Origin of the sequence: Pseudoroseomonas cervicalis (genome assembly GCF_030818485.1) — a bacterium.
GTDB classification, from domain to species: Bacteria; Pseudomonadota; Alphaproteobacteria; order Acetobacterales; family Acetobacteraceae; genus Pseudoroseomonas; species Pseudoroseomonas cervicalis_A.
This window is the reverse complement of record NZ_JAUTAJ010000004.1, coordinates 2,506,616-2,520,694: the sequence shown is the minus strand read 5'-3', so window position 1 is coordinate 2,520,694 and position 14,079 is coordinate 2,506,616. Positions and strand designations below refer to the sequence as shown.

The window sequence follows — 14,079 nt, the reverse complement described above, 5'->3', positions numbered from 1 at the left end:
TGCGCCCCCGGGCGGCGTCCCTGGCTCAGCGCCAGGCCAGCTCGGCGATCGAGCAGGTCTCGACGCCACGGCGCTCCTGCTCGCGGCCATTCATGTAGACCACGCGCACATCCACCTGGCAGGAGCGGCCGGCCGGCAGGTCGATCCACATCTGCTGGTTGGGCTCCAGCACCGCCTGGCCCAGCCGGTCGCGGCCCCAGTTGCTGTCGGTGCTGAGCGAGACATAGAGCTCGCGCACCACCGCGCCGCTGCGGTTGACGAAGCCGAAGGACGGGTCGCCCGAGGCGCGCGCCGCGGCGCCGCCATAGACCCCGCCGCCACCGCCGCCGATCGTGGCCCCGGCACCGCCGCCACCGCCGATGGTCGCGCCCGCGCCGCCGCCGCCGCGGCCGCTGAAGGCGATGCGGCTGAGGTTGCAGGCATTCACCTGCATCCGGGTCTCTTCCTGCCCGCCCTGGTAGCGCACCCGGACATCCAGCACGCAATCGGCGGCGGAGGGGGTGACATGCACCTGCTGCCCGGGCGGCAGCACGGCATTGCCCAGGATGTCGGGGCCCCAATTGTCGAGGCGGGAGGGCGAGACATAGGCGCTCTCGATCACCTGGCCTGACTGGTTCACCAGCCAGAACCGGTTCTGCGCCGAGGCCGGTGTCGAGACGGCACAGGCCAGCATGGCCAGCATCGCGGCCAGGATGACACGCACGGTGGTTACCTCCTTTGTGTGACGGCGGCGCGCGCCCTTCGGCGGCGCAGGCTTGGCAACAATTCTGCACCCTGCGTCACCGAACGACAATTAAGCGCCGCGTTCCTGCTTGCCCCCAACGCTTCACGCTGGCGCGACGATCGGCGGCGGCGCGATCACATGACGCGGAAGCGTCGGCCTCGCCCGGTTCCGCCCTGTTGCAGCCCGGTTTCAGTCTGTCGGGCGCGTGATCGGCGCTTTGAACGGGGCGGATCGCGCTCTAGGCTTGGCGCCATGGTCATGCTCGTCTCCCCGCGCCGCCTCGCCCTGCTGGCCGCGGCGCTGCTCGCCGGCTGCGCCGCCGGCGGCGCGCCCGATGCCGCCTCCCCCGACACGCCGCGCGCGGAGAGCAGCCGCCCGCCCCGGCCCAACGCCTCGGGCGCCTATCTGGCCGGGCGCTTCGCCACCGCCGAGACCGACACCGCCGCCGCCGCCGACCAGCTGCTGGAAGCGCTGCGCCTGGCGCCGGACGAGCCGGAGGTGCTGAACCGCGCCTTCATCGCCACCGTGCTGGATGGCCGGCCCGAGGCGGTGCGCCTGGCCCGCCGCCTGCCGCAATCCGAGCTGGCGCAGATGCTGCTGGCCGGCAGCGACGCCATGGCCGGCCGCTGGGACCAGGCCGAGCGCCGGTTGCGCAACCTGCCGCGCAGCGGCGCCGCCGCCCTGCTGCAGCCGCTGCTGCTGGCCTGGGCCCAGGCCGGGCGCGGCGACACCGATGGCGCGCTGGCGACCCTGCAGCCGCTGATCCAGGGCGGGCGGCTGCGCGGCCTGGCCTCGCTGCATGCGGCGCTGATCGCCGATCTGGCCAACCGCCCGGCCGAGGCGGAGCGGCTGGCCCGCCAGTCGCTGGCCGAATCCCCCGAGGCCAATCTGCGCATGATCCAGGCGGTCGCCGGCATCCTGGAGCGCGCCGGCAAATCGGCCGAGGCGGCGCAGCTGATCGAGGCGCTGGCGGCGGTGGGCGACGAATACTCGCTGATCAGCGCGCCCGAGGCGCGGCGCCGCCTGCTGCAGAATCGCGCCGTCGCCTCGCCGGTCGAGGGCATGGCGGAGGCGGAGCTGGCGCTGGCCGGCGCGCTGCGCGGCCAGGGCGCGCCGGAGCTGAGCCTGCTGCTGGCGCGCCTCGCCCTGCGGCTGCGCCCGGATTCCACCGCCGCCCTGCTGGTCGCCGCCGATTCGCTGAATGACGAGAAGCACCCCGAAAGCGCGTTGGCGCTGCTGCGCAACGTGCCGGAGGACGATCCGCTCTCCGGCATCGTCGCGCTGCGCCGCGCCACGCTGCTCGACCGGGTGAACCGCACGGAGGAGGCGATCGCCGTGCTGCGGCGCCTGGGCGAGCGCTATCCGAGCTCGGTGCAGCCGCCGGCGCGGCTGGGCGACCTGCTGCGCTCGCGCGAGCGCTATGCCGAGGCGGTCGAGGCCTATACCCAGGCGCTGTCGCGCATCGGCCGGCCGGAGGCGGAGCCCTGGGCGCTGTACTATGTGCGCGGCATCGCGCTCGAGCGCTCCGGCCAGTGGCCGCGCGCCGAGGCGGATTTCCAGCGCGCGCTGCAGCTCGCCCCCGAGCAGCCCTATGTGCTGAACTATCTCGGCTATAGCTGGGTCGAGCACGGCACCAACCTGGCCGAGGCGCGGCGCATGCTGGAGCGCGCCATGGAACTGCGGCCGCAGGACGGCAACATCGCCGACAGCCTGGGCTGGGCGCTGTACAAGCTGGGCGACCTGCCCGGCGCCATCCGCTGGCTGGAGCGCGCGGCCGAGCTGGAATCGCGCAACAGCGTCATCAACGACCATCTGGGCGACGCCTATTGGGCGGCCGGCCGGCGGATCGAGGCGCAGTATCAGTGGCGCCGCGCCCTGACGCTGGAGCCCGAGCCGGGCGAGGCGCCGAAGATCGCCGCCAAGCTGCGCGACGGCCTGCCCGCCACCCCGGCCGCCGCCCGGCCGTGAGGCGGGCGGCGCGGCGCCCGGCGCGGGGCCGGGCATGAGCGGCGGCGCGCCGGACGCCGCCGCGGCGGGCGGCGCGCGGCTGCAGGAGGCGGCGCCGGCCAAGATCAACCTGACCCTGCAGCTGCTGGGGCGCCGCGCCGATGGCTACCATCTGCTGGACAGCCTGGTGGTGTTCGCCGGCATCGGCGACCGGCTGGGCTGGCAGCCCGGCGGGCCGCTGCGGCTGGCGGTGACGGGCCCCGAGGCGGCGGCGCTGGCCGCCGAGCCCGACAACCTGGTGCTGCGCGCCGCGCGGCTGCTGGCGGCCGAGGCGGGCTGCGCCGCCACTGGCGCGCTGGAGCTGGAGAAGCGGCTGCCGGTGGCCTCGGGCATTGGCGGCGGCTCGGCCGATGCGGCGGCCGCGCTGCGGCTGCTGAACCGCGCCTGGGGCCTGGGCTGGGGCCATGCGCGCCTGGCCGGGCTGGCGGCGCGGCTGGGGGCCGATGTGCCCTGCTGCCTGGACAGCCACGCGGCGCGGCTGGGCGGGGTGGGAGAGGTGCTGACCCCCGCGCCGCGCCTGCCCGAGGCCGGGCTGCTGCTGGCCAATCCGCGCATCCCGCTGGCCACACCTGCGGTGTTCGCGGCGCGCCAGGGCGGCTTCTCGGCGCCGTCGCATTTCCCGACCGCCTGGGCGGATGCGGCCTCCATGGCGCGCGACCTGGCCGCCTGCGGCAACGACCTGGAGGCGCCGGCGCTGTCGCTCTGCCCGGAGATCGGCGCGGTGCTGGCGGCGCTGCGCGCGCTGCCCGGCTGCCTGCTGGCGCGGATGAGCGGCTCGGGCGCCACCTGCTTCGGCCTGTTCGCGACGCCGGAGGCGGCGCATGCCGCGGCCGGCCGCCTGCCGCCCGCCTGGTGGGGCTGGGGTGGGGGCTTTACGAACGGCCCCTTCGCCGCTTATTGAGCCGCCAGGGCCCGCACGGGCCCGGCCGGCTTGCTGGGGCGTAGCCAAGCGGTAAGGCAGCGGTTTTTGGTACCGCCATTCCCAGGTTCGAATCCTGGCGCCCCAACCAGCTTTTCCCTGTGCCTGACAGCCACAACGCAAAAACCCCTCGGCCCATGGGCCTGAGGGGTTTTGCGTGGCGTGCCGCGCTGTGGCAGGAAGAGAGCCAGCGCGGGCGTGGCGAAACGGTAGACGCAGCAGACTTAAAATCTGCTTCCCCCTTGGGGAGTGCGGGTTCGAAACCCGCCGCCCGCATCCGCGCGCCGGAACCGGCGCGCGCCGCGGGCAGGCTGATCAGTCAGCCACATGCAGGCGGGGCAGACCCGCCGGCCAGTTCAGCTCCATCAGGGAGCGCGCATAAAGTCCACCCCCGACCAGGGCGGCGACGACAGTGACAAAGAGGAATTCGGACACGGGTAGACCCCTTGATCCTTTGGAGCCGCGATGCTGCGGCAGCACCGAAGATGTAGGCGCTCTAACCTTTCCGAACCTTTACCTTTTTCGCAGGTGCAGCATCGCTGGACGCATGGCTCTGCTGCCATGTGCGACTCGCATGCATGGCGCCGCCTCCCCATCTGTCATGATCGGGGCTTCGGCCCGCGCCCCGTCGCCAGTTTCCAGGCCAGGGCCAGGCGCGACGCGGCGCGCGGCGGGTCGAACAGGCGGGAGAGCGCGAAGCGCCCATGCCGCACCCGCGCCCGCCAGTCGCTGAAGGCATCGAACCCCGCCCGCCCGTGATAGCGCCCGAAGCCCGAGCCGCCGACGCCACCGAAGGGCAGGGCCGGGAAGGCGGCGTGGTCCAGGCAGCGCTCCTCGACGATGGCGCCGGCCCTGGCCCTGGCGGCGATCGCCGCGCGCTCCGCCCGGCTGGCGCCGAAGAGCGAGATCGCCAGCGGCGCCGGATGCGCCCTGAGCCAGCCCAGCACGGCGTCCAGATCCGGCACCGCGCGCAGCGCCAGCGCCGGGCCGAACAACTCTTCCGGGTGTTTGTCGGCGATCAGGGTGATGCCGCCTTGCAGCGCCGTGCCGCCCGCGGCCAGGCGCGCCTGGCGCGGCCGCTCGCGCGGCAGCACGGCGCTGTCCAGCGGGGCGGCGGCCTTGCTGCAGGCGGCGGTGAAATCGGCCTCGGAATGGCCCAGCAGCAGCACCGTGTCGGGCGCCACGCAGGTCTGCCCGGCATTCACCGCCTTGGCCGCCAGGATGGCGCGGGCGGCGCGCGGCAGATCGGCGCCGGGCAGGATGATGGCCGGGCATTTGCCGCCCAGCTCCAGCGTCAGCGGCGTCAGATGCTCGGCGGCGGCGCGCATCACCGCGCGGCCGGTGGCGGTGCCGCCGGTGAACACCAGATGGTCCCAGGGCTGCGCCGCGAATTCGGCGGCGACCCGCGCATCGCCCTGCACCACACGCGCCACGTCGCGGCCCAGCGCCTGCTCCACCAGCTCCGCCAGCAGGGAGGCGATGCGCGGCGTGTGCTCGCTCGGCTTCAGCACCACGCGGTTGCCGGCGGCGATCGCCTCGGCCAGCGGCCAGAGCGCCAGCTGCACCGGGTAGTTCCAGGGGGCCAGGATGCCGACCACCCCCTTCGGTACCGGCTCCACCCAGGCCAGCGCCGGCTGGAAGGCCAGCGGCGCCAGCACGGGGCGCGGCCGCGACCACCAGCCCAGCCAGCGCCGCGCCCGCCGCGCCGCCTGCGCCACCAGCATCACATCGGCCAGCAGCGTGTCGATGGCCGAGCGGCCCTGATAGTCGGCCTCGGCCGCCGCGACGATATCGCCGGCACGGTCGGTGACGGCCCTGGCCAGCGCCGCCAGCAGGGCGCGGCGGCGGCGGGGCGGGATCGGCGCGGCCTCGGCGCGCAGCGCGGCAAGCGCCTCGGCAGGGCGTCCGGTCATGCGGGGCGGCTCCTCAGGCCAAGGCGCGGGCGGCGCGGAGCCCGCTGCGCAGCGCGGCCTCCAGCGTCGCCGGCAGGGCAGGGTCCAGCCAATCCCCGGCCAGCGCCAGATTGGCCAGCGGGCGCGGCGGCGGCGGTGGCGGCAGGCCAGCATCATGCAGCGGCGTCGCCCGCTGCTCACGCACCAGCCGGCAGGGCGGCGGCGCCTCCGGCCAGGGGCCGGGCAGGTTGGCGGCCAGCGCCGCCTGGCGCAGCTCGGCCCAGAGGCGCGGCGCGAGGCGCTCCTGGCTCTCCTCCTGCAGGGCGAAGGCGGCGCTGATGGTGACCGAGGCCATGCCCGGCCGCAGCAGCACCCAATGCGACAGCCCGCCCAGCAGCCCGATGAAGCGCAGCCCCGGCACGCTCTCCCGCGCGAAATGCACATTCAGGATCGGCGCGTGGCGCTGCGGCACGGACAGGCCCGGCAGCAGCCGCCCCGCCTCCCAGGGCGGCAGGGCCAGGATGACGCGGTCCCGCGCGCCGAGCGGCACATCCTCGCCGCTGAAGACCAGGGTGGTGGCGCGGCCGTCGCGCTCGGCCAGGGCGCGCAGCCGGCGCCGCGGGCGGTATTCCACCCCCTGCCGCGCCAGCGCCGCCAGAGCCGGCTGCACCAGGTCGGGCCCCAGCCCGTCCCGCGCCACGAAAAGGCGGCAGGCGCCGGGCCGGGCCATGCGGCGCAGCACGGCGGCCAGGCGCGGCAGCGTGGCCTCCTGCGGCGCGGTGTTCAGCGCGGCCAGCGTCAGCGGCTCGACAAAGCCGCGCAGCAGGGCCGGATGGCGGGCGAAGGCGGCGGCGACGCTGCCGCCCCGCCCCGGCAGGGCGGCGCCCAGCAGCGCCAGCATGCCCCGGGCGGAGAGACCTTCCGGCCGCAGCGCGCGGTCGCGCCACAGGGCGGGGGAAAGCGCCACGCGGCGCAGCTGCCGCGTTGCCAGGTCGTAGACCGGCAGCGCCGCCGGCTCCGGCTCCACCCAGCGGTCGCGGGCGCCGATCGCCGCCAGGAAGCCGAGTGCGGCCGGGTTGGCCCCCAGCAGCGCATGGGTGCCGTTGTCGGTGCCGTCCGGCAGGGCGCGGGCGCGGCCGCCGGCCTGGGGGGTTGCCTCATGCAGCACCACGCGGGCGCCGCGGCGCGATGCCTCCAGCGCGGCGGCGAGGCCGGCGGCGCCGGCGCCGATCACATGCAGCAGGCCCGGCCGGGCGGCTGCGCTCACGCCGTCCAGCCGCGCAGCAGCAGGCGCAGCTTCTCGGCCCGGCCCAGCCGGTGGCGCCGGCGCGGGGCGGCGAAGCCGCGGCGGATCATGCCCTGCAGCAGCGCCTGGTAGCCCAGCAGCATCAGCCGCGCCGGCCGCAGCGCCACGCGGTGCTGCGCCGGCAGCAGGCGCGCCGCCTCCTCGAAGGCGGCCTCGGCCTGGCGGGCCAGCGCCGCGGCGACGCCCTCCAGCCGCGGGTCGGCGATGCGGGCGCGGGCCGAGCCCTCGCCGATGCCGGCCGAAGCCAGCGCGTCCTCGGGCAGGTAGATGCGGTCGCGCGCCGCGTCCTCATCGATGTCGCGCAGCACGTTGACCAGCTGGAAGGCGCGGCCGAGCGCGATGCCGAAGGGCTCGGCCTCCGCCGCGCCGAAGATGCGCACCGCCAGCGCGCCGACGCTGCCCGCCACCTGCCGGCAATAGAGGTCGAGCCCGGCGGCATCGGCGATGCGGCGGCATGGCCCGGCATCGGCCTCCATGCCGTCGATCATGGCGCGGCATTCCGACAGCGGCAGGGTGAATTCGGCGCGCGCCCAGGCCAGCTCGCGCGAGAGCGGGCAGTCCGGCACCTCCAGCTTGCGGCGCCATTCGGCCAGCGCCGCGCGCTTGTCGGCCTCCGGCATGGTGCCGTCGGCGATGTCGTCCACCGCGCGGCAGAAGGCATAGACGGCGTACAGCGCCCGCCGCGCCGGGCCGCGCGTCGCCGCCATGCCCTGGGCGAAGGAGGAGCGGGCGCGCAGCACCCGCGCCCGCACCAGCGCCGCGTCGCGGCGGAAGCCGGGGCCGGGCCGCGCCAGGGACGGGGCGGCGGCCAGGGCCGCGGCGAAGTCGCGGCGCGTCAGCGCGACGCGGCCGGCCAGCGGATCGGCGCCGCGCAGCCGCGCCAGCAGCCGCCGCGCCAGCGCCCAGGTCACCGCCGCCTCCAGCCCGAGGCGGCGCGACAGCACGCGGCGCGGCAGCAGGGCGGCGCGGTCCAGCAGCGCCTCCACCCGGTCCAGCGCCGTCTCCAGCACCGGCGCGCGCGCCTCGGGGTCGGCCAGGAAGCGCGTCTCGCCACCGGCCTCGGCCAGCCAGTCCTGCGGCAGATAGAGCCGGTCGAGCCGGCGCAGATCCTCGCCCATGTCCTGGATGTGGTTGAGGATCTGCAAGGCGATGCAGAGCGCATCGGCGCTCGCCTGCGCCTCGGCATCCACCTCGCCATGCAGGCGCAGCAGCAGCCGTCCCACCGGCACGGCGGAGCGGCGGCAGTAATCCTCGAGCGAGGCCCAGTCCGGCAGCCGCGCCAGCTCGGCATCCTGGCGGAAGGCGGAGAGCATGGTGCGCGCCTCGGCCAGCCCGTCGCCGGCCTCCTGCAGCGCGCGCGCCTCGGGCAGGGTGGTGGCGGGGTCGGCGAGCGCCGCCTCCAGCGCCTCCAGCCGCGCCAGCCGGGCGGCCGGCGGCAGCGCCGGATGGTCGGCGATGTCATCGGCCAGCCGGACGAAATGGTAGAACGAAAGGATCCGCCGCCGCAGCGGCCGGGCGATCAGCCAGGAGGCCACCGGGAAATTCTCGGTGGTCGGGCTGCGCGTCGCGGCGACCGGGGCCGGCCCGGCGGCGGGCGGCGCCGCGCCCGGGCGGCGCTGCTCCAGCTCCACCCCGCTCATGCCACCCCCGCCTTGCCATAGGCGCGGCCCTTCCAGGCCGGCGCCGGCCGGCCCAGCCAGGCGCCGAGCAGCGCCCGCCACTGGATGGCCAGCGCCACCGCGATGCCGGCCGGATGCAGCGGCACGGTCCACCAGGGCTCGCGCACCCGCCAGGTGATGGCGGCGCGCAGGCCGAGCGAGGCCAGCACCGCCAGCAGCGCCGGCAGCCTTGCCCAGCCCGGCCCGGCCAGCAGGGCGATCCAGGGCAGCAGGTGGCCGCCGCCCAGCAGCAGCGTCCAGACCGGCAGGCCGCGCGGCGTCGCCATGCCTTCGCGGGCATTCTTGGCGAAGCCGGCCCAGGCCTCGGCGAAGCTGCCATACATGCGGCAGGTGGCGAGGCTGGTGCCGTCCACCATCTCGGTGCGGCAGCCGGCGGCGCGCAGGCGGCGGGCCAGCGCCAGCCCGTCATGCAGGATGGCGGGCGCGGCCGCATGGCCGCCGGCGGCGCGATAGGCGCGCGCCTCGACCAGCACCAGCTGGCCGCAGGCGGCGGCCAGCGACGGATCGCCGGCCGAGGCGTCGCGCGGCGCGCGGCCGCCGCGCGGCAGATAGCCCTGCATGAGGAAATTGATCATCGGCACGGTCAGCGCCTCGCCCACACTGCCGATGAGCTGGCGCGGCACGGCGCTGACGAGGGCCAGCTCGCGCAGCTCGGCATGGGCTGCCATCGCCGCGGCCGCGTGCTTTTCCAGCCGCACATCGGCGTCGAGGAACAGCAGATGCGTGCCCCGCGCGGCCTCCGCCAGCAGGGCGCAGCCATGCACCTTGCCGGTCCAGCCCGGCGGCAGCGGGGGCGCGGAGAGCAGCCGCACCCGCTCATCCCGCGCCGCCCAGGCGCGCACCCGGGCGGCGGTGTCGTCGGTGCTGCCATCATCGATCACCAGCAGCTCGATGGCGACATCCTCGCTGGCCAGCGCGGCCTCCAGGCAGGCATCGATCTGCCCGGCCTCGTTGCGCGCCGGGATCAGCAGGGAGACCAGCGTGGCCGGGGGCGGGGTGCCCTCGGCGCGCTTCAGCCGGCGCAGATTGGGCAGGCCGATGCCCAGCGGCAGCGCCGCCAGTGCCAGGGCCAGCAGGGCTGCGATCATGCGCGGGCCGGCCGGCGGGTGGGGCAGGGGGGGCTCACCGCCGGCTCTCCTGGTCGTGGCGGGGGTCGAAGCGGCGTCCGGCCAGGGCGGCGCGCGCCCGCCGCCACAGATCATAGAAGCCGCCCATGCCCTCCCGCCCCTGCTGCACCACCCGGAAGCGGGAAGGGTCGCGCGCCATGGCATCCGCCGCCAGGCGGTCCATCGCCGCCTGCAGCGCGCCGGCCAGCGCCGCCTCCCGCTCTGCCCGAGGCATGGCCTGCAACGCGGCGCCTGGCAAGGGCGGGCCGAAACCCGCCAGCATCTCTGGCTTGCGCTCGCCCCAGAAGGGGTATTCCAGCGCCAGGGGCAGGAAGCTGGCCTGCGGCGCCAGCTCGGCCAGCCGGGTCAGGCCGGGGGCGATCGGCACCGGGCGCTCGCGCGGGTCGCAGAAGCGGCCGGGCGCGTTCATCCACAGCATGTCGCCATTCTGCAGCGTGCGGCTGGCGATGCGCAGGAAGGCGACCGCGCCGCGCGCGCTGTCCTGCTCCACCCCGAACACGCCGAGGCGGCGCATGAAGCCGTAGCGGGCGAGCGCCGCCGCCTCCATCGGGATGAACATGCGCTGGCCCGGGAACAGCCGGCGGGAGAGCAGCATGAAGGCCACCCCGTCCCACCAGGAGGGGTGGTTGGCATAGACCACCAGCGGCCCTGGCGGGATCTGCGGCAGGCCCCATTCCGCCACCCGCAGCGCCCGCATATGGCGCCGCGCGAAGCGGGTGAACATATAGTCGAAGAAGGCCAGATGCCGCGCCGAGTAGAGCGCGGCCGGCCGATCCGACGCGGCGTCCGGCGCCGCGCCCCTGGGCGGCGCCGGCCGTTGGGATGCCGGCCCTGCTGGCGATGGCGCGCTCATTCCGCCGCCAGCGGCACTCCGCGCGCGCCGGCCAGGCGGGCGGCCTCGCCCATGCCGCGGCCGCCGAGATCCTGGTCCAGCGAATCGGCGGCGATCCAGCCGGACATCATCACCATCGGCATGCCGGGGCCGGGATGCGCCGCGCCGCCGGCCAGGTACAGCCCCTTCACCGCGCGGGAGCGGTTGCCGGGCTTGAACGCCCCGGTCCACACCCCGTGGCTGGCCAGGCCATAGATGGCGCCGTCCAGCACCTTGTAGCGCTCATGGATGTCCTGCGGCGTCAGCGCCTGCTCGACCACGATGCGCTGCTCGATATCCTCCATCCCCGCGGTGCGCTTCAGCTTGTCGAGGATGGTCTGCCGGTAGGCGGGCAGCATCCGCGTCCAGTCCTGGCCGGGGCGCAGATGCGGCGTGTGCACCAGCACATAGAGCGCCTCGCCGCCTTCCGGCGCGACGGTGGGGTCGGTGGCCGAGGGCGCGGCCAGATAGGCGGTCGGGTCCGGCGCGGGGATGCCCTTCCGGTAGATGGCGTCGAACTCCTCCTCCGCATCGCGGGAGAAGATGAAGTCGTGATGCGCCAGATGCTCGTAGCGCCTGTTCAGCCCGAGATAGAGCACGACGCCCGAGCAGGCGGGCTCATACTTCTTCCGGCTGTACTGCGCCGCGGCGCGGCCGCCCACCAGCTCGCCATAGGTGCGGATGGCATCCATGTTGGAGATGACGGCATCGCAGGCGATGCGCTCGCCGCCCGCGGTCTTCACCGCGCGCACCGTGCCGTTCTCGACCTCGATGCCCGCCACCTCGACGCCCGTGCGCAGATCGGCGCCGAGATCGCCGGCGAGCTTCGCCAGGGCTTCCGCCACCGCGCGGGTGCCGCCCTTCGGGTACCAGACGCCCTCGCTGGCCTGCATGTCGCCAATGCCGCAGAGCACCGCCGGCGCCAGATAGGGGGAGGAGCCGACATACTGGCAGTAATGGTCCAGCATCTGCGCCAGCCGCGCATCCGGCACATGGCCGCGGATCACCTTGGCGACACTCTGCCCCATGCGCAGCGCCATCACGTCGCGCAGCGTGTCGGGGCGGAAATTGGCCTTGAAATCCAGCGTGTCGCCGATGCCCTCGACCGATTTCCAGAAGAAGAATTTTTCGGAGACGTCGTGCAGGTGGGTCGCCACCTCCTGGAAGCGGCGATAGCCGGCGCCATTGCCGGGGGCGAAGCGATCCATGCTCTCCGCCATGGTGGCGACGTCCTGCATCAGGTCGATCGCCGTGCCATCCTCGAAGAAGCAGCGCCATTGCGGGTCGAGGCGGATCAGCGGCAGATCCTGCGCCTGGTCGCGCCCGGCCTCGGCGAAGATGCGGCGCAGCACGCGCGGCATGGTCAGGATGGTCGGGCCCATGTCGAAGCGGAAGCCGCTATTGGCGCCCGCTGTGCCGGCGGGCAGGTTCAGCACCGCCGCCTTGCCGCCCAGCCAGGGATTCTTGTCGAGCAGCGTGACGCGATGCCCGCGCGCCGCCGCCACCGCGGCCGCCGACAGCCCGCCCAGGCCGCCACCGATCACCACCACATGCGAGCCGCTCATGCCACCATCTCCCTCCCGGACGCCTCGCCCGGCATGGGCAGGGCGGTCGAGATGCCGCCCAGCCCCAGATCCCGTGCCAGCAGATCGGCGCTGATCCGCGCCCCTTCATAGATCACCGGCAGGCCGCTGCCCGGATGCGTGCCGCCGCCCACCAGATACACGCCTTCCGTGTCGCCGAAGCGGTTGCCGGGGCGGAAATTCAGCATCTGCCGCAGATCATGCGCCAGGTTGAAGGTGGCGCCGAAGCCCACCGAGAATTCGTCGCGCCAGTCGAGCGGCGTCACCATGCGCTCATAGCGGATGCGGCTCTCGATCTCCGGCAGGCCCAGCGCCGCCAGCCGCCGCAGCGCCATGGCGCGGAATTCCGGTGCCTTGGCCCGCCAATCGGTGGTGCCGCGCAGATTGCCCACCGGCACCAGCAGATACAGGCTGGAATGCCCCTCCGGCGCCATGGAGGGGTCGGTCGCCACCGGGTTGTGCAGGTAGAAGGAGGGCTCGGCCGGCGCCAGCCCCGCCTCGATCTCCCGCAGGTTCCGCTGGTAATCCTCGGCCAGCAGGATGGTGTGGTGGGCCAGTTCGGGGAAACGCCCCTCGACGCCCAGATAGAGCATGAAGGTCGAGCAGGAATAGCGCGCGCCGGCGATGCGCTTGTCCGACCAGCGGCGGCGCAGCGCATCCGGGATCAGCTGCGGCGCGGCATGAGCGAAATCGGCGTTCATCACCACCGCATCGGCGGCGAAACGCTGGCCGCCCGCCTCCACCCCGGTGGCGCGGCGGCCGTCGAAGGCGATGCGCTCCACCGGCGTGTCGAGCCGGATCTCCACCCCCAGCCGCTCCGCCACCCGCGCCATCGCGGTCGCCACCGCGCCGCAGCCGCCCATTGGGTGGAACACGCCATGCTCGTATTCGAGGAAGGAGAGGATGGTGAACAGGCTGGGGCAGCGGAACGGGCTCATCCCCAGATATTTGGTCTGGAAGGAGAAGAGCAGCCGCGTGCGCGGGTCACGGAAATGCCGCTTCAGCTCGGCATCCACCGACAGATGCGGGCGCAGATGCGGCAGCGCCTTCAGCATGTCCGGGGCGAAGAGATCGGCCGCCGAGCCGAAGCCGCGCTCCAGCACCGGGCGGAAGGCGGCCAGCTTGGCGCGGTTCTGCTCCATGAAGGGGCGCAGCGCCCGCGCATCCTCGGGATCCAGCTTGGCGATCTCGGCCGCCATGCGGTCCAGATCCGGCGTCGCATCCAGCACCGGCCCGGCACCGCCACCGAAGACCAGCCGATACTGCGGATCCAGCCGCACCATCTCCACCTCGCGCCGCAGCTCGGCGCCGCAACTCGCAAAAATCTCCTCCAGGATGCGCGGATACAGGAAGAAAGTCGGGCCGAGATCGAAGCGATAGCCCTGCGGCGTGGTCAGCGTGCGGCTGCGGCCGCCGACGACACTGTCCTTCTCCAGCAGCGTCACCCGCGCCCCGCGCGCGGCCAGCAGCATGGCCGCGGCCAGGCCCCCAGGTCCGGCCCCGATCACCGCGACCTGCGCGCGCTGTGCCCGGATGGCCGGGGCCGACAGAGGTCGATTCATGCGAGGCCCGAATTCCCAATGTTATGGCAACGCATGACAGGTGCTCTCACCCCCGCCCTTGCCAAGTCCTTTTTTTCTGGCTGCCGCCGTCCTGTGGGGAAGCGGGACGCTTTTTTTCGGGCTGCCGCCGACCTGTGGGGAAGGGGGACGCTTTTTTTTCGGGCTGCCGCCGACCTGTGGGGAAGGGGGACGCTTTTTTTTCGGGCTGCCGCCGACCTGTGGGGAAGTGGGACGCTTTTTTTCCGGGCTGCCGCCGTCTTGTGGGGAAGGGGGACGTTGCAGGGGGCGTTCGGCCTGTTTGGCGGGCCGAGAGGGCGCTGGTGGTCAGGCGGTGTCACCCGGACAGGTCACAGCGCGACCCGGCGATCCACCCCGCACCCCTGGGCCGAAGTGCCCCCGGCGCAGTGCA

At 74.4% G+C, this 14,079-nt stretch carries 10 protein-coding genes and 2 tRNA genes; 4 read left to right on the top strand and 8 right to left on the bottom strand.

The genetic code is table 11. From position 1 onward, the window contains the following. Positions 1-25 precede the first annotated feature (25 nt). Complete coding sequence (locus QE401_RS15675) at positions 26-703, bottom strand: Tat pathway signal protein (RefSeq protein ID WP_307139097.1); 678 nt, start codon at positions 701-703, stop codon at positions 26-28. Positions 704-976: 273 nt separating this feature from the next. Between QE401_RS15675 and QE401_RS15670 the strand changes: the two genes are divergently transcribed. The 4 genes from QE401_RS15670 to QE401_RS15655 all read left to right on the top strand — a co-directional run bounded on the left by QE401_RS15670 (position 977) and on the right by QE401_RS15655 (position 3,926). Then, positions 977-2,692: a tetratricopeptide repeat protein gene (locus tag QE401_RS15670; protein WP_307139096.1), complete on the top strand. Its 1,716-nt coding sequence runs from the start codon at positions 977-979 to the stop codon at positions 2,690-2,692. A gap of 34 nt (positions 2,693-2,726) precedes the next feature. Next, the gene (locus QE401_RS15665) at positions 2,727-3,632 is read left to right on the top strand and encodes a 4-(cytidine 5'-diphospho)-2-C-methyl-D-erythritol kinase (RefSeq protein ID WP_307139095.1); all 906 of its coding nucleotides are present in this window, start codon (positions 2,727-2,729) and stop codon (positions 3,630-3,632) included. 34 nt (positions 3,633-3,666) lie between these two features. Then, positions 3,667-3,741 (top strand) — tRNA-Gln (locus QE401_RS15660). Positions 3,742-3,842: 101 nt separating this feature from the next. After that, positions 3,843-3,926 (top strand) — tRNA-Leu (locus QE401_RS15655). Positions 3,927-4,249: 323 nt separating this feature from the next. Here QE401_RS15655 and QE401_RS15650 read toward each other — a convergent pair. From QE401_RS15650 to crtI, 7 genes are read right to left on the bottom strand one after another with little or no spacing between them, the layout of a single operon-like run. After that, positions 4,250-5,563: an aldehyde dehydrogenase family protein gene (locus tag QE401_RS15650; RefSeq protein ID WP_307139094.1), complete on the bottom strand. Its 1,314-nt coding sequence runs from the start codon at positions 5,561-5,563 to the stop codon at positions 4,250-4,252. A 13-nt stretch (positions 5,564-5,576) separates the two neighbouring features. Next, entirely contained in the window at positions 5,577-6,809 is a 1,233-nt protein-coding gene (locus QE401_RS15645; RefSeq protein ID WP_307139093.1) for a hydroxysqualene dehydroxylase, read from the bottom strand. Further along, entirely contained in the window at positions 6,806-8,488 is a 1,683-nt protein-coding gene (locus tag QE401_RS15640) for a squalene/phytoene synthase family protein (protein WP_307139092.1), read from the bottom strand. The genes QE401_RS15645 and QE401_RS15640 overlap by 4 nt, the downstream gene beginning before the upstream one ends. Next, positions 8,485-9,615, bottom strand: a complete 1,131-nt coding sequence (locus QE401_RS15635; protein ID WP_307139091.1) for a glycosyltransferase family 2 protein — start codon at positions 9,613-9,615, stop codon at positions 8,485-8,487. Before QE401_RS15635 ends, QE401_RS15640 begins: the two co-directional genes overlap by 4 nt. Before the next feature lie 34 nt (positions 9,616-9,649). Beyond that, positions 9,650-10,507, bottom strand: a complete 858-nt coding sequence (locus QE401_RS15630) for a lysophospholipid acyltransferase family protein (protein ID WP_307139090.1) — start codon at positions 10,505-10,507, stop codon at positions 9,650-9,652. Continuing rightward, positions 10,504-12,090, bottom strand: a complete 1,587-nt coding sequence (locus QE401_RS15625) for a phytoene desaturase family protein (protein ID WP_307139089.1) — start codon at positions 12,088-12,090, stop codon at positions 10,504-10,506. Before QE401_RS15625 ends, QE401_RS15630 begins: the two co-directional genes overlap by 4 nt. After that, complete coding sequence (gene crtI, locus QE401_RS15620; RefSeq protein WP_307139088.1) at positions 12,087-13,670, bottom strand: phytoene desaturase family protein; 1,584 nt, start codon at positions 13,668-13,670, stop codon at positions 12,087-12,089. The genes QE401_RS15625 and crtI overlap by 4 nt, the downstream gene beginning before the upstream one ends. Between the last annotated feature and the right edge of the window lie 409 nt (positions 13,671-14,079).